Origin of the sequence: Frankia torreyi (genome assembly GCF_000948395.1) — a bacterium.
GTDB lineage: Bacteria > Actinomycetota > Actinomycetes > Frankiales > Frankiaceae > Frankia > Frankia torreyi.
The window spans coordinates 203,373-228,799 of sequence record NZ_JYFN01000001.1 but is presented as its reverse complement, the minus strand read 5'-3'; the positions used below and the strand labels follow the sequence as shown (position 1 = coordinate 228,799).

The 25,427-nt window shown below is 72.4% G+C and carries 25 protein-coding genes and 1 pseudogene; 14 read left to right on the top strand and 12 right to left on the bottom strand.

Annotation, left to right across the window (positions count from 1 at the left end; genetic code table 11):
• Positions 1 to 38: 38 nt before the first annotated feature.
• From dnaJ to hemW, 3 genes are all read right to left on the bottom strand, one after another.
• Positions 39 to 1,178 (bottom strand): molecular chaperone DnaJ, encoded by a 1,140-nt coding sequence (gene dnaJ, locus FF36_RS01005; protein WP_044883000.1) that lies wholly within the window; start codon positions 1,176 to 1,178, stop codon positions 39 to 41.
• Positions 1,178 to 2,197 carry a heat-inducible transcriptional repressor HrcA gene (gene hrcA / locus FF36_RS01000; protein WP_044882999.1) on the bottom strand — a complete coding sequence of 340 codons (1,020 nt, stop codon included), beginning with the start codon at positions 2,195 to 2,197 and terminating at the stop codon, positions 1,178 to 1,180. The genes dnaJ and hrcA overlap by 1 nt, the downstream gene beginning before the upstream one ends.
• A gap of 276 nt (positions 2,198 to 2,473) precedes the next feature.
• Positions 2,474 to 3,709 (bottom strand): radical SAM family heme chaperone HemW, encoded by a 1,236-nt coding sequence (hemW, locus tag FF36_RS00995; RefSeq protein WP_044882998.1) that lies wholly within the window; start codon positions 3,707 to 3,709, stop codon positions 2,474 to 2,476.
• 118 nt (positions 3,710 to 3,827) lie between these two features.
• Here hemW and FF36_RS40555 point away from each other — a divergent pair.
• A pseudogene (locus tag FF36_RS40555) lies at positions 3,828 to 3,875 on the top strand (zinc finger domain-containing protein); the annotation flags it as partial.
• 63 nt (positions 3,876 to 3,938) lie between these two features.
• Entirely contained in the window at positions 3,939 to 4,103 is a 165-nt protein-coding gene (locus tag FF36_RS00990; protein WP_173667334.1) for a hypothetical protein, read from the top strand.
• 84 nt (positions 4,104 to 4,187) lie between these two features.
• Here FF36_RS00990 and lepA read toward each other — a convergent pair whose 3' ends face one another.
• On the bottom strand, positions 4,188 to 6,035 hold the full coding sequence (lepA, locus tag FF36_RS00985) for a translation elongation factor 4 (RefSeq protein ID WP_044882996.1): 1,848 nt from the start codon (positions 6,033 to 6,035) through the stop codon (positions 4,188 to 4,190).
• Positions 6,036 to 6,359: 324 nt separating this feature from the next.
• On the opposite strand from lepA, the gene rpsT reads away from it, so the two are divergent.
• A complete protein-coding gene (rpsT, locus tag FF36_RS00980) occupies positions 6,360 to 6,629 on the top strand; it encodes a 30S ribosomal protein S20 (RefSeq protein ID WP_044882995.1) in 270 nt (89 codons plus the stop codon).
• Positions 6,630 to 6,796: 167 nt separating this feature from the next.
• On the opposite strand, the gene FF36_RS00975 is transcribed toward rpsT, so the two are convergent.
• The 4 genes from FF36_RS00975 to FF36_RS00960 form a co-directional block, all read right to left on the bottom strand.
• Positions 6,797 to 7,075, bottom strand: coding sequence for a hypothetical protein (locus FF36_RS00975; RefSeq protein ID WP_236706243.1), 279 nt, complete (start codon positions 7,073 to 7,075; stop codon positions 6,797 to 6,799).
• Between the two features lie 80 nt (positions 7,076 to 7,155).
• Positions 7,156 to 8,166, bottom strand: a complete 1,011-nt coding sequence (holA, locus tag FF36_RS00970) for a DNA polymerase III subunit delta (protein ID WP_044882993.1) — start codon at positions 8,164 to 8,166, stop codon at positions 7,156 to 7,158.
• Between the two features lies 1 nt (position 8,167).
• Positions 8,168 to 10,318, bottom strand: a complete 2,151-nt coding sequence (locus FF36_RS00965; protein ID WP_242422225.1) for a ComEC/Rec2 family competence protein — start codon at positions 10,316 to 10,318, stop codon at positions 8,168 to 8,170.
• A 436-nt stretch (positions 10,319 to 10,754) separates the two neighbouring features.
• Positions 10,755 to 11,870 carry a ComEA family DNA-binding protein gene (locus tag FF36_RS00960; protein WP_095212089.1) on the bottom strand — a complete coding sequence of 372 codons (1,116 nt, stop codon included), beginning with the start codon at positions 11,868 to 11,870 and terminating at the stop codon, positions 10,755 to 10,757.
• Positions 11,871 to 12,259: 389 nt separating this feature from the next.
• Here FF36_RS00960 and FF36_RS00955 point away from each other — a divergent pair, with 389 nt between their 5' ends.
• From FF36_RS00955 to FF36_RS00945, 3 genes are all read left to right on the top strand, one after another.
• Entirely contained in the window at positions 12,260 to 12,820 is a 561-nt protein-coding gene (locus tag FF36_RS00955) for a YceI family protein (RefSeq protein WP_044882991.1), read from the top strand.
• 126 nt (positions 12,821 to 12,946) lie between these two features.
• The gene (locus FF36_RS00950; RefSeq protein ID WP_044882990.1) at positions 12,947 to 13,141 is read left to right on the top strand and encodes a ferredoxin; all 195 of its coding nucleotides are present in this window, start codon (positions 12,947 to 12,949) and stop codon (positions 13,139 to 13,141) included.
• Between the two features lie 120 nt (positions 13,142 to 13,261).
• Positions 13,262 to 13,825: an HdeD family acid-resistance protein gene (locus FF36_RS00945; protein WP_044882989.1), complete on the top strand. Its 564-nt coding sequence runs from the start codon at positions 13,262 to 13,264 to the stop codon at positions 13,823 to 13,825.
• A 109-nt stretch (positions 13,826 to 13,934) separates the two neighbouring features.
• Here the strand turns inward: FF36_RS00945 and FF36_RS00940 are convergent, their stop codons facing one another.
• The 3 genes from FF36_RS00940 to FF36_RS00930 form a co-directional block, all read right to left on the bottom strand.
• Positions 13,935 to 14,642, bottom strand: a complete 708-nt coding sequence (locus tag FF36_RS00940; RefSeq protein WP_277912818.1) for a tyrosine-protein phosphatase — start codon at positions 14,640 to 14,642, stop codon at positions 13,935 to 13,937.
• A 283-nt stretch (positions 14,643 to 14,925) separates the two neighbouring features.
• Complete coding sequence (locus FF36_RS00935; protein ID WP_052680875.1) at positions 14,926 to 15,930, bottom strand: SOS response-associated peptidase; 1,005 nt, start codon at positions 15,928 to 15,930, stop codon at positions 14,926 to 14,928.
• 120 nt (positions 15,931 to 16,050) lie between these two features.
• On the bottom strand, positions 16,051 to 16,743 hold the full coding sequence (locus FF36_RS00930) for a M50 family metallopeptidase (RefSeq protein ID WP_095212088.1): 693 nt from the start codon (positions 16,741 to 16,743) through the stop codon (positions 16,051 to 16,053).
• Positions 16,744 to 17,011: 268 nt separating this feature from the next.
• Between FF36_RS00930 and FF36_RS00925 the strand changes: the two genes are divergently transcribed.
• From FF36_RS00925 to FF36_RS35285, 4 genes are all read left to right on the top strand, one after another.
• Positions 17,012 to 17,743, top strand: coding sequence for a lysophospholipid acyltransferase family protein (locus FF36_RS00925; protein ID WP_044882987.1), 732 nt, complete (start codon positions 17,012 to 17,014; stop codon positions 17,741 to 17,743).
• Between the two features lie 541 nt (positions 17,744 to 18,284).
• On the top strand, positions 18,285 to 18,860 hold the full coding sequence (locus FF36_RS35290; protein ID WP_044882986.1) for a hypothetical protein: 576 nt from the start codon (positions 18,285 to 18,287) through the stop codon (positions 18,858 to 18,860).
• A gap of 66 nt (positions 18,861 to 18,926) precedes the next feature.
• Positions 18,927 to 19,583, top strand: a complete 657-nt coding sequence (locus tag FF36_RS00915) for a hypothetical protein (RefSeq protein WP_052680874.1) — start codon at positions 18,927 to 18,929, stop codon at positions 19,581 to 19,583.
• Positions 19,584 to 19,712: 129 nt separating this feature from the next.
• Positions 19,713 to 20,249: a hypothetical protein gene (locus FF36_RS35285; protein WP_052680873.1), complete on the top strand. Its 537-nt coding sequence runs from the start codon at positions 19,713 to 19,715 to the stop codon at positions 20,247 to 20,249.
• Here the strand turns inward: FF36_RS35285 and FF36_RS00905 are convergent.
• On the bottom strand, positions 20,246 to 21,409 hold the full coding sequence (locus FF36_RS00905) for an alkane 1-monooxygenase (RefSeq protein WP_044883059.1): 1,164 nt from the start codon (positions 21,407 to 21,409) through the stop codon (positions 20,246 to 20,248). The two genes, FF36_RS35285 and FF36_RS00905, sit on opposite strands and share 4 nt — an antisense overlap.
• A gap of 217 nt (positions 21,410 to 21,626) precedes the next feature.
• On the opposite strand from FF36_RS00905, the gene FF36_RS00900 reads away from it, so the two are divergent.
• The 4 genes from FF36_RS00900 to FF36_RS00885 all read left to right on the top strand — a co-directional run bounded on the left by FF36_RS00900 (position 21,627) and on the right by FF36_RS00885 (position 25,334).
• Entirely contained in the window at positions 21,627 to 21,848 is a 222-nt protein-coding gene (locus FF36_RS00900; RefSeq protein ID WP_044883058.1) for a hypothetical protein, read from the top strand.
• 121 nt (positions 21,849 to 21,969) lie between these two features.
• Positions 21,970 to 22,872, top strand: a complete 903-nt coding sequence (locus FF36_RS00895; RefSeq protein ID WP_044883057.1) for an AEC family transporter — start codon at positions 21,970 to 21,972, stop codon at positions 22,870 to 22,872.
• A 301-nt stretch (positions 22,873 to 23,173) separates the two neighbouring features.
• Positions 23,174 to 24,061, top strand: coding sequence for a 3-hydroxybutyryl-CoA dehydrogenase (locus FF36_RS00890; RefSeq protein ID WP_044883056.1), 888 nt, complete (start codon positions 23,174 to 23,176; stop codon positions 24,059 to 24,061).
• A 109-nt stretch (positions 24,062 to 24,170) separates the two neighbouring features.
• Positions 24,171 to 25,334, top strand: a complete 1,164-nt coding sequence (locus tag FF36_RS00885; RefSeq protein ID WP_044882985.1) for an acyl-CoA dehydrogenase family protein — start codon at positions 24,171 to 24,173, stop codon at positions 25,332 to 25,334.
• Positions 25,335 to 25,427: the final 93 nt, after the last annotated feature.

Here is a 25,427-nt window from a genome sequence, read left to right as displayed (position 1 = left end):
ACGAGCCGGACGGACCGGGGACCGGCCGTGCCGACGGGCTAGCGCCCGCGCCGCGACCCGCGACGGCGGAACAGCCCGCTCGCGCCGCCGCCGGTGGAACCGCCCACGACCGCGGGCGCCTCCTCGTCGCGGATCTTCGCCAGCTCCCGCAGCAACCGCTCCTGCTCCGCGTCCAGCTTCGTCGGCGTCTCCACGTTGATGTGGATGTGCAGGTGCCCCCGCCCGGCGGCCCGCAGGTGCGGGACGCCGCGGCCGGCGAGCTTGATGACCTCGCCCGGCTGGGTGCCCGGCTTCACCGCGATGGTCTCGGTGCCGTCGAGGGTCTCCAGGGTGGCGGAGGTGCCCAGCGCCGCCGAGGTCATCGGCAGCGGCAACTCACAGTGCAGGTCGTCGCCCTCACGGGTGAACACCGGATGCTGGCGTTCGGAGACCTCGACGTAGAGATCGCCGGGCGGCCCGCCGCCGGGACCGACCTCGCCCTCCCCGGACAGCCGGATGCGCATCCCGTCCTCGACTCCGGAAGGGATTTTCACCGTCAGGGTGCGACGCTTGCGGACCCGGCCGTCCCCGCCGCAGTCGCGGCAGGGGTGCTCGATCACCGTGCCGGTACCCGAGCAGCGCGGGCAGGGGCGAGAGGTGACCATCTGACCGAGGAAGGAGCGGGTGACCTGCTGGACCTCTCCCCGACCGCCGCAGGTGCCGCAGGTCGAGGGATGGGTGCCGGGAGCCGCCCCGGCGCCGGTGCAGGTCGAGCAGACGGCCGCCGTGTCCACGGTGATCTCGCGGGTGGCACCGAAGGCGGTCTCGGCCAGCTCCAGCTCGATCCGCAGCAGCGCGTCGTTGCCGCGCCGGACCCGGGAGCGGGGCCCACGGGTCGTCCCGCCGCCAAAGAAGGCGTCCATGATGTCGCCGAGGCCACCGAAGCCGGCGCCGAACGGCGAGCCGGCGCCCCCGCCGCCAGGCGCGAGCGGGTCGCCGCCCAGGTCGACGATCTGGCGCTTCTCCGGGTCGGAGAGCACCTCGTAGGCCGCGGTCACCCCGCGGAAGCGCTGCTGCGCCTCCGGGTCGGGGTTGACGTCAGGGTGCAGTTCCCGGGCGAGCTTGCGGTAGGCCCGTTTGATCTCGTCGTTCGACGCGTCTCGGCGTACGCCAAGAACTGCGTAGTAGTCCACGGCCATCAGTCGGCACCCAAGAGTTCACCCACGTATTTGGCGACGGCCCGGACGGCCGCCATCGTCCACGGATAGTCCATGCGCATCGGGCCGACCACTCCCATTCCGCCCAGGGCGAAAGGACCGCGGCCATAGCCGGTGGCCACCACTGCGGTCGTCCGCAGGGCGTCCACGTCCGTCTCTCGACCGATGCGTACCGTTACAGTACCGGTCTCGCGGGCCGAGCCGATGAGCTTCATCAGCACGACCTGCTCCTCGAGCGCCTCCAGTATCGACCGCAGCGAGTCGGCGAAGTCGACCGAGGCCCTGGTGAGGTTCGCCGTGCCGGCCATGGCGAGACGCTCCTCCGGGCGCTCCACCAGGGACTCCAGCACCGCCCCGGTCATCGTCGCCAGACACGGCCGCAGCTCGGGGCGGGCCTGGTCGGGCAGGGTGGCGACGACCTCGGGGGCGTCGGCCAGCCGCTGGCCGGCCAGCGCGCAGTTGAGGGTCGCCCGCAGCTCGCCCGCGATCTCGTCGTCCACCGGCGTCAGGCTGTCGATGATCCGCTGCTCCACCCGACCGGTATCGGTGATCATCACCATGAGCATGCGGCGCGGACCGAGGGTCACCACCTCGATGTGCCGGACGCTGCTGCTCGACAGCGACGGGTACTGCACCACCGCCACCTGGCGGGTGAGCTGAGCGAGCAGGCGGACCGAGCGGCGGACGACGTCGTCGAGGTCGACCGCGCCCTCCAGAAAGCTCTGGATGGCCCGACGCTCGGCCCGGGACAGCGGCTTGACCCCGGACAACCGATCGACGAACAACCGGTAGCCCTTGTCCGTCGGAATCCGCCCGGCGCTGGTGTGGGGCTGCGTGATGTAGCCCTCTTCCTCCAGCGCGGACATGTCGTTGCGGACAGTAGCCGGCGAGACACCGAGATTATGACGCTCTGCCAGCGCCTTGGAGCCCACCGGCTCGTTGCTCAGGACGAAGTCCTCCACGATCGCCCGAAGGACTTCGAGCCGCCGATCCTCTAGCACGCGGTCGCACCCCCTTCACCAAGCGGGACGTGGCCGGGCCACGGTGCGTGCACCTGCACCGACGGACACCAGGCCTGGCACTCGGCCGCAGTGAGTGCCAAGTGTAGCCGTCGGCCAGGCATGAAGCACACAACATGAGCCGCCCCACGAATGGCTGGTGAGGAGTCGGCGACATCCTTCCAACAGAACGGCCACCGGGGCACCCGGGTTCCGCGCCGCGGCGGCCCGCCCGATCGAGTAGGGCCGGTCGGCCGGGCAGAGCCGGTTGGGCAGGGGTCAGTCGGGCAGCAGAGCCCGGACCACCGTGTCGGTGAGCAGGCGACCGCGGCGAGTCAATCGCACCCGGCCGGACTCGAGCGCGCCCGGTTCGACCAGGCCAGAGCGAGCAAGATCCGCGCACGCCGCCAGCCCGGCCTCGTCGAGTTCGGCGACCCCGAGCCCCTCCGCGAGTCGCACGCCCAGCATCACCCGCTCGACCCGGCGGGTGGATGCGTCGAGCTCCTCGCGCGCCGCGGCCGGACTGCGCTGCGCGGCAAGGCGGGCGGCGTACTCCGCCGGGTGGCGCACGTTCCACCACCGCACGCCGCCGACGTGGCTGTGGGCGCCCGGGCCGAAGCCCCACCAGTGGTCGCCCCGCCAGTAGCCCAGATTGTGCCGGCAGCGGGTGGCCGAACCGCGTGACCAGTTGCTGACCTCGTAGTTGGTCAGCCCGGCGGCGGTGAGGATCTCGTCGGCGAGCAGGTACCGGTCGGCGAGCAGGTCGTCATCGGGCTCGAGCAGCTCTCCGCGGCGCACCCGGCGCGACAGCTTGGTGCCCTCCTCGACGGTCAGCGCGTAGGCGCTGACGTGGTCCGGCCCCAACTGCACCGCGGCCCGCAGGCTCGCCGCCCAGTCGGACTCGGACTCGCCCGGCGCCCCGTAGATCAGATCGAGGCTCACCTGCTCGAACCCGGCCTTGCGCGCCCAGCGCATCACCTCGGAGACCCGTCCGGGGGTGTGCCGCCGGTCCAGCGCCGCCAGCACGTGCGGCCGGTCGCTCTGCATGCCGAACGAGACCCGGGTGAAACCGGCTGCCCGCAACTGCTCGAGCTGGGCCGGGTCGACCGATTCCGGGTTCGCCTCGGTGGTGACCTCCGCGTCGGTGGCGAGTCCGAACTCGGTGTCCAGGGCGCGCAGCAGTCGGGCGAGGTCGTCCGCGGAGAGCAGGGTCGGCGTACCGCCGCCGACGAACACGGTGGAGATCGGCAGGTCGGTGTCGCCCAGCACCGCCCGGGCCAACCGGATCTCCTTCGTCGCGATGTCGACGAAGGTCGTCAGGCCCACCGAGGAGATCAGGGCGCCGCCCAGATCCGCCGCCGTGTAGGTGTTGAAGTCACAGTAGCCGCAGCGTGCCGCGCAGTAGGGCACGTGCACGTACGCCCCGAACGCGCGCTCGGTCAGCTCGGCCAGAGCGGCCGGCGGGAGAGCGCCGTCGTCGGGCGGAGGTGACCCGTCGGGAGGCTTTTGTGGCATGCCCCCAGTGTGCCCCCAACGGATGGGGTTACAGCAACGCCACGTTTGTCAAGCGCACGAGCGGGCCGAAGATGGCCACACCGGGACCACGCCGGGATAAGCACCGGAAACGGGGGTCCCCGTCGGCGCCGACGAGAGGTCGAGCACGTTTTGCCCCCGTTGTTGACGGAAGATCAGATATGGGCGGAGCATCGTCGACCGGTCGAGCCCGGTGCGAAAAGATCCGGCCATGGACGATGACGTCAGGGCCGTTCTCGAGGAGATCTCCGAACTGCTCCCGCCCCGAACCACCGTGTATCGTTCCAACGCCGCCGCGCCCGCCGGGGACCTCTCGCTCGCCGAACCGGCGACCGAACCGATCCGCCTGCCGGCGAGTCCGCTACCGACGAGCTGACGACGCGGGACCCCCCGGGGGGTGGCCGTGATCGGCGGTCTCCCCCCGGGTCAACCCGCCCGGTCTTCCCCGGCCGGGGGTGGGTCACTTGCTCGTCGCGGGCTTCCCGGTGTCGGTGGACAGCGCGGCGATGAACGCCTCCTGCGGGACCTCGACGCGTCCGATGGTCTTCATCCGCTTCTTGCCCTCCTTCTGCTTCTCCAGCAGCTTGCGCTTGCGGGTGATGTCACCGCCGTAGCACTTGGCCAGCACGTCCTTGCGGATCGCCCGGATGTTCTCCCGGGCGATGATCCGGCTGCCGATCGCCGCCTGGATCGGCACCTCGAACTGCTGGCGCGGGATCAGCTCGCGCAGCTTGGCCGTCATCGCCACGCCGTAGGAGTAGGCCTTCTCCTTGTGCACGATCGCCGAGAAGGCGTCGACCGTCTCGCCCTGCAGGAGGATGTCGACCTTGACCAGGTCGGCGAGCTGCTCGCCGGCCGGCTCGTAGTCGAGACTCGCGTACCCCCGGGTCCGGGACTTCAGCGCGTCGAAGAAGTCGAAGATGATCTCACCGAGTGGCAGGGTGTACTTGAGCTCGACCCGGTCGGTGGACAGGTAGTCCATCCCCTTGAGCACGCCGCGGCGCCCCTGGCAGAGCTCCATGACCGCGCCGACGAAGTCGGTGGGCAGCAGCAGCATCGCGTCGACGATCGGTTCGTACACCTCGGCGATCTTGCCGCCGGGCCAGTCGCTGGGGTTGGTCACGGTGACCTCGGAGGCGTCCTCCATCACCACCCGGTAGACGACGTTCGGCGCGGTGGAGATGAGGGTCAGGTTGAACTCGCGTTCCAGGCGCTCCCGAACGATCTCCAGGTGCAGCAGGCCGAGGAAGCCGCAGCGGAAGCCGAAGCCGAGCGCCGCCGATGTCTCCGGCTCGTAGGTCAGCGCGGCATCGTTGAGCTGGAGCTTGTCGAGCGCCTCGCGCAGCGCCGGGTACTCGCTGCCGTCGATCGGGTACAGCCCCGAATACACCATCGGCAGCGGGTCGCGGTAGCCGCCGAGCATCTCCGTGGCCGGATTGCGGGCGGTGGTGACGGTGTCACCCACGCGGGCCTGGCGGACGTCCTTGACCCCGGGGATGACGTAGCCGACCTCGCCGACCGACAGCGAGCCCGTCGGATGCGGATCCGGCGAGATCACCCCGACCTCGAGCGTCTCGTGGCTGGCACCCGTCGACATCATCAGGCAGCGGTCCCTGGTGGTCAGGGTGCCGTCGACGACCCGGACGTAGGTGATGACGCCGCGGTAGATGTCGTAGACACTGTCGAAGATCATTGCCCGGGCGGGTCCGGCGGGGTTGCCGACTGGCGCGGGCACCTGCCGGACGATCTCGTTGAGCAGCTCCGGCACGCCCTGGCCGGTCTTGCCCGACACGCGCAGTACGTCACCCGGGTCGCAGCCGATGATCGCCGCGATCTCCTCGGCGTACTTCTCCGGCTGGGCGGCCGGAAGGTCGATCTTGTTCAGGACGGGGACGATGGTCAGGTCGTTCTCGATCGCGAGGTAGAGGTTCGCCAGCGTCTGCGCCTCGATCCCCTGCGCGGCGTCGACCAGCAGGACCGCGCCCTCGCACGCGGCCAGCGACCGGCTCACCTCGTAGCTGAAGTCGACGTGGCCGGGCGTGTCGATGAGATGCAGGATGTAGTCCTGCCCGTCCTGCGCCCGCCAGGGCAGCCGCACGTTCTGGGCCTTGATGGTGATCCCACGCTCGCGCTCGATGTCCATCCGGTCGAGGTACTGAGCGCGCATGTTGCGCGCCTCCACGACTCCGGTCACACCGAGCATCCGGTCGGCAAGGGTCGACTTGCCGTGGTCGATGTGGGCGATGATGCAGAAGTTGCGAATCATCGCGGGGTCGGCGCCGGGCGCCAGGTGCGGGGCTGCGGACACGCGGAGAGTTCTCGTTTCGCTCGCGGTGGTCACGGGAGCCGTCCCGTGCCGGGATCTGGGTCGACCTCCCTTCATCGTGCCAGGAGCCGGCACGGAGGTTGCGCCGGTGCACCGGCCGGCAGCGGTTTGATATTCTGGGCGCCGCCTTGGTGGGCCGCGTCGCCAACCCGAGCGGTCCGGCCGCCTCCGACCCCGCGTGACACCGGGTTCGGCGCAGGTGGCCGGCCTCCGAGGCGCCGGTACTCCGAGCCCGCCGCGCGCGGCCGGCGTCCGTATGATGACGTGTCCGCACCATCCCGACTCGACAACCAGAGGTTCCTCCGCGTGGCCAACATCAAGTCGCAGATCAAGCGCAACCTCACCAACGAGAAGCGGCGGCTGCGCAACAAGGCTGTCAAGTCCGAGCTCAAGACGCACGTGCGCCGGTTCCGCGACGCGGTCGAGGCGGGCGACGCCGAGCGCGCCAGCGAGACCCTGCGGGTCGCCTCCCGCAAGCTGGACAAGGCTGTCAGCAAGGGCGTCATCCACCCGAACCAGGCCGCCAACAAGAAGTCGGCGCTGGCTCGCGCGCACGCGAGCCTGACGGCTGGCTGAAACCGCGCGGCGGAGCCGGGGCGCCAGGGGTGCTCCGGCTTTTCTGCGTGTCCACGTTGCCCGCGGGCCCGCTCGATTCCCTGCCCGTCTGCCTACCGCCCGTCGCGGGTGCGGTGCGGGTGCGGTGCGGGTGCGACCGAAGCGGTCCCCAGCGGATCGGAGCGGTCCTAGCGGGTAGCCGGGTCGCCCGGCGGCTTCTGCGCACCCGCCGGATCGGTGTGCGCCGGCTGGATCAGCCGTTCGAGCACCTCGTGGTACGCGACCATCGCGGCGACGGTCACCGGCAGGACGCCGACCACCCAGGCGCTTGCCAGGTCTCCCAGCGCGACGACCACCGTGACCAGCCCTGTGACGGTCGTGAGCAGCCCGCGCATCCAGCCGGCGGGCAGAACCTGCAGCCCGAACCAGCCTCCCGGCGGCGGCGCATCGGTTTCGTCGGGATCCACGGCGTCGTGCCCCCTGGCCGGCTCTGGCCGGCCACCTGCCCCGCCCGCCGGGGACGACCCCTCCGGCCGCTGCGTCCCGCTCATCGAAGCCCGCCGCGGTGGGCGCGATCCCGGGGGAAGGACCGCGCCACGGCCACCTCACGCAGGAGCTTCTCCAGCGCATAGCCCGCGTCCACGGACGCCCCCTTCACACCGGCATCCGCCGTCGCCGACGCGCGCAGCGCGAGCGCCAGGCCCGGATCGGACCAGGCGCGCGCGGAACGCTGCGCCTTCTCGACCTTCCAGTCGGGCATGCCGAGTGCGCGGGCGAGGTCCCACTTCGTCCCCGGGCCGGCCGAGGACACCCGCGCGAGATCCCGCAGGCCGCCGGCGACGGCGCTGGAGATCAGCACGGCCGCGGTCCCCCCTTCGATGGCCTGGCGCAGCAGCGTCAGCGCCTGCGGCAGGTCACCCCCGATGATCGCGTCGGCGACGGCGAACCCGGTGGCCTCGGCGCGCCCCCGATGGAACCGGGCCACCGCGGCCTCGTCCAGCATGCCGCCCTCGGTGTCGGCGACGAGCTGGTCACACACCGCGGCGAGCTCACGCAGATCGCCACCGACGGCATCGAGCAGGGCCCGCACGGCACCGTCGCTGATCCGCCCACCGAGGCGACGGACCTCGGCGACCACGAAGTCGTGCCGTTCCCGGGGCTTGGTGATCTTCGCGGCGGGCACGACACGGGCGCCCGCCGCCTTCATGGCGTCGGCCAGCTTGCGGTTCTTCACCGCACCGCTGTGCACGAGCACGAGCACGACGTCGTCGAGGGGATGGCTGATGTAGGCCAGCAGCGCGTCGCGCAGCTCCTCCCCGAGGTCCTGGACCCCCCGGACGACGACCGCCCGGCCACCGCCGAACATCGACGTGGCACCGAGGTCCACCATGTCCGCCTCGCTGAACTCGGCGGCTGCCCGGTCCACGATCTCCACTTCGGGATCTCGGGCGCGGGCCGCGTCGAGGACCTCGCGGACGGCTCGCCCCACGAGCAGGTCCTCGTCGCCGGAGACGAGAACGAGCGGGGGTGCTGGAGAAGCTGGCACGCGGGTGAGCATGTCACGATCCCTCCCCCGACCGGCGGCGCACCACCGAGACCGGGTTGCGGGCCGGCGCGCCGGGCCGGTCCGGCCGATCCGTCCCAGGCTCGGGGCAACGCTGACCGGGCTGACCGGCCCCGGGCGGCGCCGCGGGTGCGACCACCGCCAGCGCCCCGTCGCGATCGGTCCGGGCGACGGCCATCCCGGCCCGGTTCAGCGCGCGCAGCGTCGATGCCGCCGGATGACCGTAGTCGTTGCCCGTCCCGACGCTGATCAGCGCGAAGCGGGCCCCGCTCGCCGCGAGGAATCCAGGGTCCTGGTTGGCGGACCCGTGGTGCGGAACCTTGAGGACGTCCGCCCGTAGCCCGGCCCGGTCCTGCGGACGGCCGAGCGACAGCCGTTGGGCGGTTGCCTCCACATCCCCCGTGAGCAGGATGGTCGCGGCGCCGACCCGGGCGGAGAGCACCAGGCTGTCGTTGTTGGGATCGCTGTCCGTGCCGTGCAGGATGATCCGGGGCGCCAGCACCGTCCAGCAGACCGCGCCCGCCCGGCCCCAGGCACCCGCGCCGATGGTGCGCAGCGGCACGCGCGCCCGGTCCGCCCATCGACGGACCGAACGCCACTGACCCGCCGGTTCCCGCAACGGGCCGACCAGCACCTCCCCCACCGGCAGCCGGCCGAGCACGCCGGGGAGCCCGTCGACGTGATCCGCGTGCAGATGGCTCAGGACGATCACGGGCAGGCGGCGCACGCCGAGCTCGTTGAGGCAGCGGGCAAGCAGGTCCGGATCCGGTCCCGCGTCGACCAGCACCGCACTGCCGGGCCCGGCCGACAGCACCAGCGCGTCCCCCTGCCCGACGTCGCAGGCCACCAGCCGCCAGCCGGCGGGCGGCCAGGAGGCGAACCGCTCGACGACGGCGCAGCGCGCCAGGAGCAGGCCGACGACGGCTGCGGTGGCCACCCGGCGCCCCCACCGCCGGCGCAGCACCGCCACCGCGACGAGGGCGGCGAGCGCCGCCGCGCCGGCGCCCAGCACCCCTGCGGGCCAGCCAACCGTGGCCGCCGGAAGGTGGGCGCAGCGGCGCGCGACCGTCACCAACCACCAGCAGGGCAGGTCCGCAAGGTGCGCCAGCATCCGGGCCAGCGGGGGCGACACGGCGGCGACGACCAGGACCAGGACGCCCAGCATGGTCGCCGCGGGCACCGCTGCTACGGCGAGGACATTCGCGCCGATCGCGACCAGGCTCAGGCCCCCGCCGATCCACGCCAGCAGCGGCATGCAGGCAAGCTGAGCGGCCGCCGCCACCGCGAGCACCTCAGCGAGCCGGTCGGGCAGCCACCGCGCGAGGGCGGCGTGCCAGCCCGCCGCGAAAACGATCATTCCAGCGGTGGCCTGGACGGACAGGGCAAAGCCGACGGAGACCGCGAGGGTGGGCTGCGCGAGGACGAGCACGGTGACGCTCGCGGCCAGGGCCGGCAGGACCGCGCGAGGTCGGCCGGCAGCGAGTGCTGCCAGCCCGATGAGCCCCATCACGGCGGCGCGCAGGACGCTGGCGGAGGGTCGGGCGAGGACGACAAACCCGACCAGTGCGGCCGCGCCGCCCGCCGCCCGCCCGCGCAGACCACGCCGCGCCCGCGCCGCCACGACCAGGGCGGACGCGGTCACGACGGCGACATTGCCGCCGGAGACGGCGGTCAGGTGCGACATCCCGGCGCTGCGGAAGTCGGCGCGCAGGTCCTCGTCGAGTCCGGAGACGTCCCCGACGACGAGCGCCGGCAGCAGGCCGCGCCGCGGTTCGGGCAGGCCGGCGGAGGCATCGCGCAGGCCGGCCCGCAGTCGCCCGGCGAAGCGCTGCAACGCGTCGGGATCGCCCCTCAGACGCGGCGCTCCGGTGGCCAGCACGACCGCGGCGACGGTGTCGCCCGCTCGGGGAACGGCGAACCGGCCCACGACCTCCAGATGTTGGCTGGGCAGCAGATCACCCCAGCCGGCGCCCCGCCCGAGCAGGATGGCCGAGGCACGCAGCCGCACCACGACGGGCCCGGCGATGACGCGCTCCAACCGGACGGCCACGACGAACGTGGTGGGGGTAGCCGTCGGCGGACCGACTCCGGGCGCGGCCGGGGCGGCCGGCCGCGGATCGTCCGTGACCACGGCCTGGGCGGTCATCGGTACCCCCTGCCGCACCAGGTCGGCGAGCGGGCCTCGGTCACCGGGACGCGTCGCCAACCCGCCTGCGAGGACTCCGGCGGCGAGGAACACCACGGCTGTCAGAACCACCCTGGCAGCCGTGGGCAGGATGCCATCCTGATCGCCGTCGCCGTCGGCATCGCCGTCGCCGATCGGCGTCGGCGCCGCGATGCGCCCGCTGCCGGTATGGCGCCGGCGGCGGGCCNGGGTCAGCAGGCCCGCCGGCACCGTCAGGACTGCCGCGGCGGCGAGGACGAGTGCGGCGTCCGGCAACGACCAGTGGACCGCGACCGCCGCGCCGCCCCAGGCCGCCAGCGCGGGCGTGACCAGCCGGGCATCGGCCGGCGCAGCCGCGGGCGACGGCCGCTGAGGCAGCGCGAGGCCGGTCTCCATGCCCACGGCGACCATCGCCGCGTCACACCTTCACCAGCGGCAGCAGGTCCGCCAGTCGCTTGTCGCCGAGGCCGGTGACCTCCCCAAGCTGTTCCGGGGAGCGGAAGGGCCCATGCTCGGTGCGCCACTGGACGATGCGCCCGGCAAGCACCGGACCGACCCCGGGCAGGCCGTCGAGCTGCTCGGAGCTGGCGCTGTTGAGATCGATCGGGCCGTTCTGTGTGCCACCGCCACCGCCACCGCCACCACCGCCACCGGCGGCGGGGGACGCGCCCGCGACGGACGCCGGCGCGGCCACGGCGGGCGGCGGCCCGGGGCGGCCATCGACGAGGATCTGCTCACCATCGACCAGCACCCGGGCCAGACCGATACCCGTCGTGTCGGTGCCGGCAAGCACTCCCCCGACCCGGTCGATCGCGTCGACCACCCGAGAACCGGCAGGCAGCCGGACAACACCGGGCCGCGTCACCCGGCCGGCAACGTCGACCACCACCTCACCGGCGGCGCCGGCGAGGGCCGGGGTGGCCGCCACACCCACGGCCGCACCCGCCGCTGGGGTCCGGCCGGCGTCCGTCCTGGCAGCGTCGACGAAACCGCCGTCCGCGGCTGCACTCGACGCGACGACCACCGCCGAGGGCCGGCCGACCGGCGCGGCGACCGACACCGGCCGGTGCTGCCAGGCGAACCAGGTCGCCAGGAGCGCGGCGACGAGCGCGACCAGGGCCAGGACCAGCGTCGCGCTCGCGGCCGGCGCCGTCACCACACCGCGAAGGCTGGCCGGGAACCGCCGCGCCAGTCGCTCTCGAACCGCCCGCCAGCCACCTTCCGGTAGCGCAGCGCTCCCCGTCCAACCGGCCGCGTCGTCCACGACCGGCGCCGCAGAAGGACGGGCGGCCGACCGGTCCGGGGCGCGCAACGAGCCGTCGTGTCCCGTCTCCGGACGGGCGTCCAGGTCCGTCTCGCCGGCGATGACGCCACCATCGGTGCCACCCGAGCTGGGTCTCCCGTCGGCATCGCCGTCGTGGCGGTCAACCCGGCCTGGGACGGCGGCGTCGGCGATGGCGTCGAGCCACTCCTCGTCATCGGCGAAGACGCCCTCGCGCACCCCACCGGGTGGATGCGGTTCGCCGGCGGACACCGGTGGGGGCGGATCGGGCGGGAAGGGCTCGGGGAACCGAGCCGCGAGAAGGGGGGATGGGGACGGGCACCCGGGACCGGGGGTGATTGTGACCATGACCGGACCGTAGATCGATCTGCGGTCCATGCGCCGGGCCAGATGGCGATCTGTGGACAACGGCGGGTTATCCACAGATCGGCCCGGGGCTCTGGGCGGACGACCGAGATCTCGTTACGGTCGTCACAGATCAGCAGGCAGCGCCCGGAATACGTCTCCCGCCGGGACGTTGACCCGAGCTGTAAGTTGCGCCTGCAACGACCTGGCGGCGGAACCTGCCGACCGGTCAAGCACGCCACACCACTCCGTCGCCGGGCAACCGACATGTCCGGCGGCTCCCTCTGGAGGACGCGATGACCACGACCACCGCCCTGACCGACCTGACCGGCACCTGGACGATCGACCCCGCCCACTCGCGGATCGGCTTCGCCGCGCGGCACGCCATGGTCACGACCGTGCGGGGGCAGTTCACCGCCATCGAGGGCACCCTGAACCTGGACGGTGCCGAGCCGACGGCGTCCACCGCCACCGTGACGATCCAGACCGGCTCCTTTGACACCGGCGTGCCGGACCGCGACGGCCATGTGAAGTCGGCCGACCTGCTCGACATCGCGACCTACCCGACGATCACCTTCGTCAGCACCGGCGCGGTCGCCGGCAAGGGCGACGACGAGTACGTGCTCACCGGCGATCTGACGATCCGCGGCGTCACCCACCCGGTCGACCTCGACATCGCCTTCGAGGGCAGCTCCAAGGACCCGTTCGGCAACGTCCGGGCCGGCTTCACCGGCACCACGACCCTCAACCGCAAGGACTTCGGCCTGACCTTCAACGCGGTGTTGGAGACCGGCGGCGTCCTCATCAGCGACAAGGTCAAGGTCGAGCTGGACATCTCCGCGATCAAGGCGTCCTGACGGCCCACCTGGGAGCGGCGCATTGCCACTGTGGCCTGCGGAGGTGACACTTCTGTTCCTCCACCGGGCCCAGCGGTAGGGTCCACGCGACGCCGACATTCTGGGAGCATCACGGGAGGTGCGCCGATGCACGTGACCGTCAACTTCGACCGTTGCGCCAGCAGCGGCACGTGTGTCCAGCTCGTTCCGGACGTCTTCGAGATTCGGGACGACGGCTACCTCTATCTGCTGATCGAGGAGCCGGACGACGCGCGGTGGGACGACCTTCAGGAGGCAGCCGACTCCTGCCCGACGGAGGCGATCAGCATCAGCGACGGCTGACGGGCCCGACGGACCGCGGGGCGGTCGAGGGGCCGCCGAGCGGTGCGGTCGGGCCAACACCGGGTAGGAACTCGGTACGGATCCGCACGGGTGGTGCGGGTCGGTACAGGAGGTGCCTCGATGGCGACGATCTACCGGCACCAGCGACACCGGCAGACGCCCAGCGCCGTATGGCCGGCGCTACTCGTCGTCGGTCTGGCTGTCACGGTGCTGGGACTTCTGCTGATCCTCAATCCGTTCGCGACGGCCGGCACCCTGGCCGTGCTTGCCGGGGTGTCTCTGGTCCTGTCCGGGATCGGCGAGACGCTGGCCGCCGCCAGGGCCGAGAACTCCGCGGGCACCGCCTTCTTCGGGATCCTGCTCACCCTCGGCGGCGTCGTCGTCCTCCTGTGGCCGGGAGTGACGTTGCGGGTGCTGGCGTTGCTCGTCGGCGCCATCCTGATCATCACCGGCGTCGCGCGGGCGCTGGTGACCCGGGCGTTGCAGTCGCCCGAGGCCGGTGCCCGCAGCACGGTGCCCAGCTACGCGGTGGCGGCTGTCAGCGTGGTGCTGGGTGTGCTCGCCCTCGCCTGGCCGGACGCGACGATCGTGGCGCTTGCGGTGATCTTCGGGATTCAGCTCGTCGTCACCGGAGTCACCGAGATCGCGCTGGGGCTGGCGTTGCGGCCGCGCACGCCGGCCTGACGTGGGTCTGGCGGGTTGCTACCGACGGTCCGGCCGGCGCCGGCCGGACCGTCGGTAGACGGGCCACCACTCGCGGGTTGCCGGCCCGCTCAGGCGTTGCCGGGCCCGCTCAGGCGAGGAGGCGGTCGCGCCAGCGGCGGATCGACTCCTCGCCGGCGCCGTGAGCCCGGACCCAGCCGGCCACCCCGCCGGGATGAGCGTCGGTCGTGGCGATGACCGCCTCCGCGGCGGCGAGCGACGTCTTGACCAGCTCGCGGCCCCGCTTCGGGTCGCTCACGCCGGGCAGCAGGGCGTGCCCCTTGAGCCGCCTGACCACGCCGCGCATGTTCTGCTCGGTGGCCGCGTAGTCGGCGAGGACGTTCTCCTCGACGACGCCGGCGAGGCGCAACAGCACGGCGATCGTGACACCGGTGCGGTCCTTCCCGGCGGCGCAGTGCACGAGCACCGGGCCCGGCGCCTCCCCCACGACATCGACGATCGCGGCGAGTTGGGGCGCGGCGTGCTCGACCATCGCCACGTAGAGCGCCTGCAGGCCGCCCTCCATCGCCCCCGAGGTGGCGGTGTGGCGGCCGGGCGCCGCCTCGTCGCCGAGCAGCGGGAACACCCTGATCTCGGCGCCGAGAGCGGCGAGCGGGTGCGGATCGGGCCCGCGCTCGACGGCCGAACGCAGGTCGATCACCGTGCGCGGCGGCCAGGTCATCGACTCCGGCGGCGGGCGGTCCCCGACCTTGGGCATCTCGCTGCGGTAGAGCACGCCAGGGCGGGTGCGACGGCCGTCTGCGGTCGTCATGCCTCCGACGTCGCGGAGGTTGACCAGCCCGGCGACGTCCGCCGGCGCCGGCGCCTCGAGCGGNGGGGCGGAACCGGCGCCCGCCGCGTCGGTCGGATCGGTGAGGGACGTCATCGGGTTCTCCTCCGGCCGTGCGTGCCTGGTCATGGTCATGGCCGGTCGGCGCCGGTCGGGCTGGACCGCCGCCGGCCCGAGTCGCATCGGACCCAGACGGCGGGCCCGTCCGCCCGTGACGCCGCCGCCGGCGGCATCCCCCATCCTCGCGGATTTCCGCCGGATGAACCTGCAATCACATGATGCGTCCGTCCACTCACCGTTCGCCGCGGGCGGTGACGTCGCCGGTCACCGCGTCGGCCGGATCGAGTTCGAACAGCGACAGGTCCACGGCGGCCCCCGCCGGGCGCGCCTCGGCCGATCCCGCTCGGCTGCTCGCGGCACCGCTGCCGGTGGCCAGGTCCACAGCCGCCACCGTGGGACCGCCCGCCAGCTCCACTGCCTCCGCCACCGCCGGATCGAGGTCGACCGGGTCGGTCAGCCGGGGATCCTTGTTGCGGACGTTGCCCACCGCCGCGCCCACCGGATGGGCGGCGAGCACCCCGACCGGCGCCGGACGCAGCAACGGGGCGAGCGCGGCAGGGTCGGCCGCCGGATCGATCCACCGGTCCCAGGCCGCCGCGGGCAGGATCACCGGCGAGCGGTCATGCAGGAACGCCAGGCCCTCGGCCGCCCCGGTGGTCAGGATCGTGAAGGTCACCAGCGGCGTCTCCCCCTTGCGCCACACCTCGTAGAGGCCGGCGAAGGCGAAGATCCCCCCACTCTCCGGATGACCCGCCGGGTAGATGTAGAACGGCTGCCCGCGCCGGGATCCGCCGCCCGGATGGAACCACTCGTAGAAGCCGGTGGCGGGCACGAGGCAGCGCCGGGCCGCGAAGGCCGCGCGGAACGCCGGCTTGGTCGCCACCGTCTCCGCCCTGGCATTGATCATCTTGGTGCCGATCGCGCGGTCCTTGGCCCAGGACGGCACCAACCCCCAGGTGGCCAGCCGCAGGACCCGGCCGGCCGGCGCCCGTCCCGACCGATCGTCACCCGACGGGGCCCCCGAGTCGCCGCCGGCCGCGCCACCCGGTCCGCCGCCGGCCGCGGGCGGCTCCGCAACGACGATCGGCATCGTCGACGTGGGGGCAACGTTGTAGCTCTCCCTGACCCCACCGCCGGTCTCGTCGCGGGCAGACATGGCGGCGACCAGATCGTCGGCCTTCAACTTCTGCGTGTAACGACCGCACATGCCGACCAGTGTGGCAGCCGGGTCCGACATTTCCTGGCAGCGCCCAGCACCCCATGATCCCCAGTGCCCCTGATCCCCAGCGCCCCTGATCCCCAGCGCCGGTGACGCCGACGCCCGCCGACGCCGTCACGCCCGGCGGGGTCCTGGCGCTCAGCCGAACAGCAGACCGCCCCCGCCGGCGAGACACGCGAGCCCCGTCAGGCCGAACAGGCCCACCCAGAAGCCCGGTGGAAGCCCGGTCAGCCGGGCGAGCTGATCCGGATCCGAATCCCTCCCCCGGCGACGCCGCCGTTGCCGCTGCACCTCGACCACCGGCCGCAGCGCCCCGAACAGCAGGAAGCAGGCGACGTAGGCGGCGAACCCGGCGCGCGCGGTGGGCGGCGCGAACCAGGAGACCGCCAGGATCGCCGCGGTGCTGACCAGCAGCGACATCACCCCGAAGCCGTTTCGGATCACGACGAGCATCGCGAGCAGCATCGCCACGCAGAGCTGGAGCACCAGGCTCGTGCGGCCGGTGGCCAGCAGGGCGGCGGCGCCGAGTCCGATCAGCGAGGGCGTGGGATAGCCGGCGGCGACCGTGGCGATCACGCCGGGGCCCGTCGGTCGCCCGGAGGAGACGGTGACCCCGGAGGTGTCCGAGTGCAGGCGGACGCCTGCCAGGCGACGGCCACTCGCGACCGCGGCCAGGGCGTGCCCGCCCTCGTGCGCAATCGTGATGACGTGTCGGGCGACGGGCCACAGCCGATCGCTGAGTACCGTCACGGCCGCGAGGACCGCGGCGACGACGAACACCCACTGCGGCGGCGCCGCCTGCGCCTCGATGCTGCGCCGCAGGATCTCCATCCGGCCGCTCCCTCCCAGATACGTGCGCGTCGCCCGATGCGTCGCCACCTCTTCCGATACGTGGCCGTTGGCCCCACACCGGCCGACGGCGCCCGTTCGGACATCATCGATCCTCGGGCCGGGGGAGCGCGAAGGTGCCGGCGGGGGTCCTCGAAAGGGCGAGCGCTCCCCTGTCAGGCGCCCCCGTGGTCGGGGGGCGGCGGTAGGGTCGGGAACGCGTTTGGGTGCCTGGGGGAGACCGCGAGGACAAGCTGAGGAGTGGCCCGTCGTGGCGGAATACGTCTACCGGCCGGTTATCACTGTGGCGAGGGGGCTGTTCGGCGCGCTGCGCCTGCGGCTCGACATGCGGGGTGCGGAGAACATTCCCGCCTCCGGTGGCGGCATAGTCCTGATCAATCACGTCTCCTATCTCGACTTCGCGCTCGCCGGCCTACCGTTCTGGACCGCCCGGCGGCGGCTCGTCCGTTTCATGGCCAAGAAGGAGGTCTTCGACCACCGGATCTCCGGTCCGCTGATGCGCGGGATGCACCACATCCCGGTCGACCGGCAGGCCGGGGCCGCGTCGCTGCGGGACGCGCTGAAGGCGCTGCGCGCCGGCGAGTTCGTCGGGGTCTTCCCCGAGGCGACGATCAGCCCGAGTTTCTGCCTGGCCTCGTTCAAGTCCGGTGCGGCCCGGATGGCGGCGCACACGAACGTCCCGGTGATCCCGGTGATCCTCTGGGGCAGCCAGCGGGTCCTCACGAAGGGGCATCCGTTCACGCTGCGGGACGCGATCGGCACCCCGATCTCCATCACGGTGGGCCGCCCGGTCCCCCCGGCCGAGCTCACCGACCGCCGGACTGGGACGGACGTCCTGCACAAGGTGATGACGGAGCTGCTCGACGAGGCGCAGCGAAGCTATCCGCGCCCCGCGCCCGGCGAGCCCGACTGGTGGGTGCCCGCGCACCTTGGCGGGTCGGCCCCGTGGCCGCCCACCGAGCCGGACGACCCGGAGGCGTGAGCGGCCCACAGCCCCGGACCGGCGCCTGGCCCTGACCCGCGCAGGCATACCGACCCTGGGCAGGCTTGCCAACCCTGGGCAGGCGACACGGCCCGCAGCCTTGACCGGCCGCGGCCTGCGTCGCAGCGGATCATCCGGGGCCGGCAGCTCCTCGTCAGCTTTCTTGACCACCGGCACGTGCCTCCGGAAATCTCGAGCCGAGGAATTCGGGCTCCGCACCGCCGAGCGGGCGACGGCGGGGTGCGATGGCGATCGAGGTGTTCCAGACCGGCGATGACAAGATGTTCGTCGACGCGCCACCCAAGGTCGATCCGCACATCCGGCTGGAGCCCGCATCGACCTGCGAAGCCTCTCCCGCCGACCCCGGCCGCCCGCCCGGTAATCCGCATCGATCCCGCCATTCAGACCGGGCGGGATGGGAGCACCGGCGGCTGGTAACACCGGCTGAGGCGGTAACGCCGGCTGAGGTTCCTGCATCCGGTGACGGGGATATTCTTCCTTCCTTGCTCAGGGCGCGGCCCTGCTCCTGGCCGATCAGCGGGTGCGTTATGCCGACATCACCGTCGTCCCCCGGACCTACCTCCATCGGGGGTTTCAGCCCGCGACCCTGTTCGCCGCCCTCGACGGCGGCCGGCACGCGGGCGAGGACGAAACGGGCATCCAGCTCCGTCGGCTCGCCGGAGTGCCGGACGCCCGCGCCGGCGAGCCGCGCGTCGCGGCGGAGCGCACCATGGAACTCGCGCTGACTCTCGGCCACGAAACCGTCATCGAGATCGAGATCGAGATCGGGATCGAGATCGGGATCGAGATCGGGATCGAGATCGGGATCGAGATCGGGATCGGGATCGAGATCGGGATCGGGATCGGGATCGGCGCCGGGCGTACCTGTCCGCCTGCAGGTGCTCGGCCTGATCGGGCGCACCTGGTCGCGCCGATCCGGTCGGCCGTCGACACGTCGTTCCCGCCGAAGCCGGGGCGGACGATCCTGCGCGCCGAACTCGCCGAACTCGCCCTGGCCTGGAATGCGGCGAGGCGGAACGAGGCGCGTCGCCACGCCCCCGACGGCACTATCGGGGCCCTGGTACGCCCGGTTCCGCTTTCCCCGCGTTTACCGTGAAGGCACCTGGGTACCCGACCGGGCGGATCATGATGCGGAAGAGGGACGTCAGGCGGAGGTTTTCCCGTGCTCACCGTAGGCTGGATTTTACTGGTGATCTGCGCCGTCGCCGTCCTCGCCAGCGTCATGCTCCTCGGGCAGCGTGACAGCCGACGGGCAGGGCTGCAGCGGCGATTCGGTCCCGAGTACGACCGCGTGCTCGCCGAGCACGCGGACCGGCGATCGGCGGAACGCCAGCTCCGGCAGATCGCCGACCGGCGCGACGCGCTCACCATCAACCCGCTGACCCAGACCGACCGGGCGACCTACACGGCCCGCTGGGAGACGCTGCAGACCCGTTTCGTGGACGATCCCGCCGAGGCAACCAGCCTGGCGGACGCTCTCGTCGGTGAGGTGATGCGGGCCCGGGGCTATCCGGCCGGCAGTTTCACCGAACGCGCCGAGCTGCTGTCCGCCGACCATCCGCGTGTCGTCGCCGGCTACCGGGAGGCGCATAAGCAGACCACGGCCAAGCCGGACGGGAAAGGTGCCGCGGGCCGGCGGGACACCGAGAGCCTGCGCGCGGCCTTCGTGCGCTACCGCGAGGTGTTCAACCAGCTTGTCGGCGTGACCGCCGGCGCCGGCAGCCACGCCGGCTCCACCGGCGACCGGACGAACCGGCAGGACCGGCAGGACCGGCCTGCCGCCGGCCTCGCCGCCACGCCCGGTCAGCAGGAGGCGTGAACCCCCGCGAACCCGGATTCGTCCACCAGAACCCGTCTCTCGGCCGGGTGACCTCCGCGGTCACCGCGCCGACGGCACCGACGCCGCCCTGTGGCCGGCCCCCCTCGTAGCACGACAGGAAGGACCGTCATGAGCCTCGACGGCATTAGGCACGACCGCCGCCCCGCGGCGAACTCCCGGCCCGGCCAGGGGCGCGACGCCGACCGGTGGCGGGAGATCCTGCTCGGCTTCGTCGACGATCCTCGGGCCGCGGTCGAGCAGGCCGACCGCCTGGTCGACGAGGCGGTGCGCGCCCTGCAGGATCGGATCGAGGCGCAGCGCGGCGACCTGCGCGAAGCCTGGCGCTCCCGCGGCGAGGCGTCGACGGAGGATCTGCGCATGGCGCTGCGTGGTTACCGCGATCTCTGCCAGGATCTGCTCGCCTACGACCGCGGGGAGTCCCGCAGCTTCGCCCCGGCGGGGTCGACGTCGGTGGTGGCGCGGGACGCGGGCCGGGCCGCCGCCGGGCCGAACGGCGCCGCCGATCCCGCCGCCGACGCCCGACCGTCGGCCGCCGCCCCGGCCCGGCCGGCCTCGGACGACGAACGGCCCCGGACGCCCATCCCGATGGAACCGTCCCGGTCGCGGATCGCGCCGGCGGGTGCGATGTGGGACGGGATCCGCTAAGCGCGGTAACGGGCCGCCAGAGCGCGCCGCCGCGGCGGATGTACGTTCGCCCGGCTCAGGTCGCCGCCGTAATGGGCGACGACGCGGTCGTCCATCAGCCGGAACCACACCGGGGGCAGGTACGCGGCGAGCAGCAGCGTGGCGTATCCCGCCGGCAGTTGCGGCGACTCCTCGAACGAACGCAGGACCTGGTAGCGCCGGGTGGGATGGGCGTGATGATCGCTGTGTCGTTGGAGCTGGTAGAGCGCCAGATTGCTGGTTACCGCGTCGCTGTTCCAGCTATGTCGCGGGGTGACGGGCTCGTGACGCCCGTCGGCGGTACGGACCCGGGCCAACCCGTAGTGCTCGATGTAGTTGACGCCTTCGAGCAGGGTGAACCCGAACACCGCCTGCGCGGCGAGGAAGACGAGCACCGACGGTCCGAAGGCGGCGGCCAGCGAGCCGAACAGGGCGGCGGTGAGCAGCCAGCCAAGCAGCACCTCGTTGCGCAACGAGACCACCCGCGCGCCGCGCAGCCGCAGCCGGCGGCTCTCCAACGACCAGGCCGACCGCAGGCTACCCACCACGGTGCGCGGCCAGAAGCGCCAGAAGCCCTCCCCGAGACGGGCGCTGGCCGGGTCGGCCGGCGTCGCGACCCGCACGTGATGACCCCGGTTGTGCTCGACGTAGAAGTGGCCGTAGCAGGTGGGCGCGAGCATCAGCCGCGCCAGCCACCGTTCGAGCCGAGCCCGCTTGTGGCCCAGTTCGTGGGCCGTCGTGATGCCCACCCCGGTCACCGTGCCGACCGAGACCACCACGCCGACGCGGGCGGCCGGCGACAGTTCGCCGCCCGCCCAGGCCGCGGCGCCGAGGACCAGACCGATGCCGGCCAGCGGCAGGTAGAGGTAGGTGCACCGGCGGTAGAAACGATCCGCTTCAAGAGCGGCCCGGATCTCTTCGGGAGGATTCACCGAATCCGCGGGCGTCGATATGTCCAGCAGCGGGACAAGGACGAAGACGAACAGCGGGGTGATCCACCAATGCACCCCGAGGCCCGTACGGTGCCACAACCCGTAGCTCACGATGGCGAGCAGTGGCACGATGATGGCGGTCAGCCACATATACCGTTTACCGTCACGCCAGGCAATCCCACCGGGCGCGGTGAGCACGGGAGCCGCCACCGGCACCTCCGATCCGCCGGGCCGACCGGCAGGTCACCGACCGGGCCAATGCAGGCACGAAACGGGCATCCGACGGTTCGGCAGAACTGATCCGTCAATCTGCCATCCGTCCTCCACAATGACAACAGGATGTCCGCCACAACGACCCGTGAGGAGTAACTCGGCAGTGGCGATGGACGGTGCGCGTTCCCGGCCGGCGGGCCGGCGGTCGCGGTCGATGAGCGACTCGCCGCCCTGGATCGGCGGGGTGATGGTGGGCACCCTGCTGCTGGCGGCCCTCGTCCTGATCACCTACACACTGCTGCCCCTACCCGGTCAGGAACGCCTGGGCGAGGGTAACTACCTGCTCGCCGCGGCGCTGTTCGCCGCGAACATCGCGTTCCCCCGGCTGCTGCGCCGGGTGCGTCGGGCGCGCCGACGCCGGGCGGAGCGCCGCTGACCGGCTGAGCTGCCCGCTGACCGGCTGAGCTGCCCGCCGACCGGCCGAGCTGTCGCAGACCGTGACGTGGGCTGGCCCACGTGCGGCCCTGCACGGCGGCGCCGACTGCCACGATGGCCGGATGTCCGCCCTGGTCGTCCTGCTTGTCGGCCTGGTTGCGGGCATCGTGGTCCGGCGCCGGCAGCGGCTGCCCGCCCAGGCCGCCGCGGTCGTGAACACCTGGCTGCTCGACATCGCGCTGCCGGCGCTCGTCCTGCGCGCCATGCATACCGTGACCTTCCCGGGCAACCTCGCGCTCGTGGTGGCCGCGCCCTACCTGCTGTTCGTCCTGTCCACGGCGCTGTACCTGCTCGCGGCGCGGCCGATGGGGCTGTCCCGCCCGACGGTGACGGCCCTGGTCGCCGCGACGGCGGTGGCCAACACCAGCTTCGTCGGCTTTCCGATGGTCACGGTCTTCTTCGGGGCGTCGTCGGTGCCCATCGCCGTGCTCGTCGACCAGCTTGGTTCGTTCCTGCTGCTCAACACCGTGGTGCTCGGCGCCGTCACGATCATCGCCGGGGCGTCCCTGCCGCGCGCGGAGCTGGCTCGCCGCGTCCTGACCGCGCCGGCGCTGTGCGCCCTGGTGGCCGCGTTGGCGCTGCGGCCGTTGGCCTTCCCCGACTGGCTGGACTCGGCGCTGGCCTCGCTCGGCGCGACCCTCACCCCGCTCGCCCTGTTCTCGATCGGCCTGCAACTGGAGGTGCGAGCCGTCCGGCAGTGGTGGCGCGAGCTGGCGCTCGGCCTCGGTGTGAAGCTGGTCGTCGCCCCCGCGCTGGTGGTGGGGGTCTACGCGCTGACCGGAACGCTCGGCGACCACGACGTGACGATCGCGCTGTTCGAGGCGGCGATGCCACCGATGGTCGCGGGCGCGCTCATCGCCGCCCGGCACGATCTCGCCACCCCGCTGCCCAGCCTGCTGGTGGGGGTCGGGGTGCCGCTGTCGTTTGCCACGCTGCCCATCTGGTCGTTGCTGTTGAAGTCCTGACCTGGGCCGACGTCCGATCTGATGAGCGGAACAGGCACACGGACTAGGCTGGACGTGGACACGGAAGCGGTGTCCGGAGCCGTCGCCCCCAGCCGCCCGACGCCTCGTGGAAGCGGGCCGAGATCCGTCGCGCGCCGCCTGCGGTTGACGTGCCGCGCCCGCGTGGCCGATCGTCGTGGCTGCCGCGGTTCCGGCACCGTCGATGTCCCCCAGCAGATTCGGGATCAGGCGAGCGCGAGGAGTGACTTCGGTGGATGCGGTGCAGACAGCGGACCCCGTCGCCCGGGCGGCTGCCGCCGAGGTGACTGCCGCCGAGGCCGACTCGGGTTCCACGTTCACCCGCCTGGGCGTGATCGGGTGCGGGCTGATGGGCTCCGGGATCGCCGAGGTCGCCGCCCGCGCGGGCCTGGACGTCGCCGTCCGCGAGATCGACGAGCCGGCCCTGAGCGCGGGTCGCACGCGGCTGACGTCCTCGCTGGACCGCGGGGTCCGCGGCGGCAAGCTGACCGAGGCGGACCGGGACGCGGTGCTCGCGCGGCTGACCTTCACCACCGATCTCGGCGACTTCGCCGACCGTGACGTCGTGATCGAGGCGGTCGCCGAGAACGAGCAGCTCAAGGCGGACATCTTCGGGGCACTCGACAAGGTCGTGACGCGGCCGGACGCGATCTTCGCCTCCAACACCTCGTCTATTCCGATCATGAAGCTGGGCATGGCGACGTCCCGGCCGGAGCAGGTCGTCGGCATCCACTTCTTCAACCCGGTGCCCGTCCAGAAGCTCGTCGAGATCGTCCCGTCCCTGCTGACGGCGCCGGCGACCGAGACCGCCGCCGAGGGCTTCGTCACCGGCCGGCTCGGCAAGGAGGTCATCCGCTCGAAGGACCGGGCCGGCTTCGTGGTGAACTCGCTGCTCGTTCCCTACCTGCTGGCCGCGGTACGGATGCTGGAGTCCGGCTTCGCCGTCGCGGAGGACATCGACCGCGGCATGGTGCTCGGCTGCGCCCATCCGATGGGCCCGCTGCGCCTGTGCGACCTCATCGGCCTCGACACCATCAAGGCGGTGGCCGAATCGATGTACGAGGAGTTCAAGGAGCCCCTGTACTCGCCGCCGCCGCTGCTCATGCGCATGGTCGACGCCGGGCTGCTCGGCAAGAAGACCGGCCGCGGCTTCCACAACTACGCGGCCTGACCGACGACGCGGACTGACCGACACGGTCTGAACAACGACGCGGACTGAATCCCGTGCGCGGCCTGACCCCTCGTGCCATCCGAGGACCCGACGACCAAGGCGGCCTGCTGTGAACCCGAGCTTCGACCTCTACCAGCTCGCCGAGGAGCACACCGCGCTGCGGGAGGCGGTGCGCACGCTCGCCGAGAAGGACATCGCGCCGTTCGCCGCCGACGTCGACGAGCACGAACGGTTCCCGGACCAGGCGCGCGAGGCGCTCGACCGGGCCGGCTTCGCCGCGGTGCACGTCCCGGAGAGCTACGGCGGGCAGGGGGCGGACTCGGTGGCCACCTGCATCGTCATCGAGGAGGTCGCCCGCGTCTGCGCGTCGAGCTCGCTGATCCCCGCGGTGAACAAGCTCGGCAGCATGCCGATCATCCTCGCCGGCTCCGAGGAGCTCAAGCGCCTCGTGCTGCCCTCCCTGGCCAGCGGCGAGGCGATGATCTCCTACGCGCTCTCCGAGCGGGAGGCGGGCTCCGACACCGCCTCGATGCGCACCCGCGCCCGCCTCGACGGCGACCACTGGGTCCTCGACGGCACCAAGACCTGGATCACCAACGCCGGCGTGTCGACCTGGTACACCGTGATGGCCGTGACCGACCCGCACGCGACGAAGAAGGCCGACGGCATCTCCGCCTTCGTCGTGCACCGCGACGACCCCGGCTTCGAGGTCGGCTCGAAGGAACGCAAGCTCGGCATCAAGGGCTCCCCCACCCGGGAGATCCACCTCACCGGCTGCACGATCCCCGCCGACCGCATCATCGGCGAGCCGGGCACCGGCCTGCGCACGGCGCTCGCCACCCTTGACCACACCCGGCCGACGATCGGCGCGCAGGCCGTGGGCATCGCCCAGGGGGCGCTCGACGCCGCCATCGCCTACGTCAAGCAGCGCCGCCAGTTCGGCCGGGCGATCGCCGACAACCAGGCCGTCCAGTTCATGCTCGCCGACATGGGCATGAAGATCGAGGCGGCCCGCCACCTCGTCTACGTCTCCGCCGCCCGGGCCGAACGCGGCGAGCCCAACCTCGGCTTCGTCTCTGCCGCCGCCAAGTGCTTCGCCTCCGACGTGGCGATGGAGGTCACCACCGACGCGGTGCAGCTCTTCGGCGGCGCCGGCTACACCCGCGACTTCCCGGTCGAACGAATGATGCGCGACGCCAAGATCACGCAGATCTACGAGGGCACCAACCAGGTCCAGCGCGTCGTCATGTCCCGCGCGCTGCTCAAGGGCTGACCTCAAGTCGTTTCCCCTGTCAGGAGCCATGATCTGTTCTCCCTGTCCGCTCGCGACGGTCCCGACTATTCCCGACCGGTGGCGACCGACCCC

Bases quoted from the DNA above. Each gene is read 5' to 3' on its own strand.
- FF36_RS00990 (WP_173667334.1), top strand. From the start codon at position 3,939: ATGGACGATGACGTCAGGGCCGTTCTCGAGGAGATCTCCGAACTGCTC.
- FF36_RS00930 (WP_095212088.1), bottom strand. From the start codon at position 16,743: ATGGAGATCCTGCGGCGCAGCATCGAGGCGCAGGCGGCGCCGCCGCAG.
- FF36_RS00950 (WP_044882990.1), top strand. From the start codon at position 12,947: ATGCACGTGACCGTCAACTTCGACCGTTGCGCCAGCAGCGGCACGTGT.
- FF36_RS00935 (WP_052680875.1), bottom strand. From the start codon at position 15,930: ATGTCGGACCCGGCTGCCACACTGGTCGGCATGTGCGGTCGTTACACG.
- dnaJ (WP_044883000.1), bottom strand. From the start codon at position 1,178: ATGGCCGTGGACTACTACGCAGTTCTTGGCGTACGCCGAGACGCGTCG.
- FF36_RS35285 (WP_052680873.1), top strand. From the start codon at position 19,713: ATGAGCCTCGACGGCATTAGGCACGACCGCCGCCCCGCGGCGAACTCC.
- holA (WP_044882993.1), bottom strand. From the start codon at position 8,166: ATGCTCACCCGCGTGCCAGCTTCTCCAGCACCCCCGCTCGTTCTCGTC.
- FF36_RS00945 (WP_044882989.1), top strand. From the start codon at position 13,262: ATGGCGACGATCTACCGGCACCAGCGACACCGGCAGACGCCCAGCGCC.
- FF36_RS00955 (WP_044882991.1), top strand. From the start codon at position 12,260: ATGACCACGACCACCGCCCTGACCGACCTGACCGGCACCTGGACGATC.
- FF36_RS00965 (WP_242422225.1), bottom strand. From the start codon at position 10,318: ATGACCGCCCAGGCCGTGGTCACGGACGATCCGCGGCCGGCCGCCCCG.
- hemW (WP_044882998.1), bottom strand. From the start codon at position 3,709: ATGCCACAAAAGCCTCCCGACGGGTCACCTCCGCCCGACGACGGCGCT.
- FF36_RS00895 (WP_044883057.1), top strand. From the start codon at position 21,970: ATGTCCGCCCTGGTCGTCCTGCTTGTCGGCCTGGTTGCGGGCATCGTG.
- FF36_RS00900 (WP_044883058.1), top strand. From the start codon at position 21,627: ATGAGCGACTCGCCGCCCTGGATCGGCGGGGTGATGGTGGGCACCCTG.